The organism is Herpetosiphon geysericola (genome assembly GCF_001306135.1).
GTDB classification, from domain to species: domain Bacteria; phylum Chloroflexota; class Chloroflexia; order Chloroflexales; family Herpetosiphonaceae; genus Herpetosiphon; species Herpetosiphon geysericola.
The window spans coordinates 1-1,327 of record NZ_LGKP01000028.1 but is presented as its reverse complement, the minus strand read 5'-3'; the positions used below and the strand labels follow the sequence as shown (position 1 = coordinate 1,327).

Annotated in this window: 1 protein-coding gene; it reads left to right on the top strand. The window is 53.9% G+C overall.

What is annotated here, in order from left to right:
* Positions 1–425 precede the first annotated feature (425 nt).
* On the top strand, positions 426–1,253 hold the full coding sequence (locus SE18_RS19180) for a tetratricopeptide repeat protein (protein WP_054536083.1): 828 nt from the start codon (positions 426–428) through the stop codon (positions 1,251–1,253).
* The last annotated feature ends 74 nt before the right edge of the window (positions 1,254–1,327 follow it).

The window sequence follows — 1,327 nt, the reverse complement described above, 5'->3', positions numbered from 1 at the left end:
TGGTATCCTCGTGGATGCACTGTCAGGATAGAGTCTAAGACCCGTGAAGGTATTTGTCAAGAAAGGATAAAAAGAACTCTACTCTGACAATAATTGAAGGGGAATTTGACATCAAGATAGGGTATACACCAACCTGACACGTTTCAACGACACACGCGAATCGCATCGACCAGAACGGCAATACGGGCTGGCAATTCCCTGGGAACTCCCACAGGGTACTTAAGGTGGGGGTGTGTTCTTAATCGATCCATTGCTTGGTCATTTCTGGCATGAGTGAATGAAAAATCACCTGCATGGGGGAGTATCCAGATCGACGCATCGTGCTATGGTTGCGCAGCGTGGTTGCGGCAGGCTCCTCATGGTCGTGGATCGCTACCCACACCGAACGCGCACGCTCCAACCTGACGAGACCGATGAAGGGAGCAATGCCAGTGATAACCTATGCAGCCCTGATCACGCGGATTGCGACCATGCTCCCCGCTGTCGATGCCACCGCCCTGACCGCCATGGTCGCGGCCTTGCCGATCGATCCGCACACGCCCTACCACGAGTGTTCGCTGGAACCAACGCATGCCGAGCTGCTCCGCTTTCTCGATCACCTCGGCATGGCTGCCGAAAATAGTAATCATAAGCGCGAAGCTCGCTCCTTCTATGACCTCCTGTTGCAGATCCATGACCAATCGCACCAACGCGATGATGCATTGATTATCTCCGTCCTGATTCGGTTAGGGAAAGTCCTCGAACGGCAACCACAGTATCGGGCAGCCCAGCCGATCTATGAGCGATTAATCAAGGCCCAAAGTCACATCGATGGCGGGTATAGCCACGCAATCAAACGGTCGATCACCGCCTTAGGAGAGACGCATCAAATGCTTGGCAACTTTGTCATCGCTCAAGCGTTGTATACCCATGCTCTTGTACTCTGTGAACGGCTTGATGGCCCCATGCATCGTGACACCGCCATGGCCCTGATTAATCTTGCTACGGCACTGCAACGGCAAGGCTTCTACGCCGAGTCAACCCCCTACTTTGAACGGGCGCTCGCCATCCGTACCCACCTCTTGGGTGAACAGCATATCCACACGATTATGACCATGATGAGCTTGGCAGGTACGTACGAGTCCGACGGACGAACCGCCATCGCAACGGCACTCTTGGAGCGAGCAACGGCCTTAAAAAAAGACTATATTGCCCGCATGAATGCCGATTCCGCTCCCGCAGCCGAGGTTAACCACGCGACCAGCGAATCATGACCGTCCACCATGCGAGCAATCAGTAAGGATTGATTCCTCGCCCAATCAATTATGCTCCCGCAGAGAACGAATCG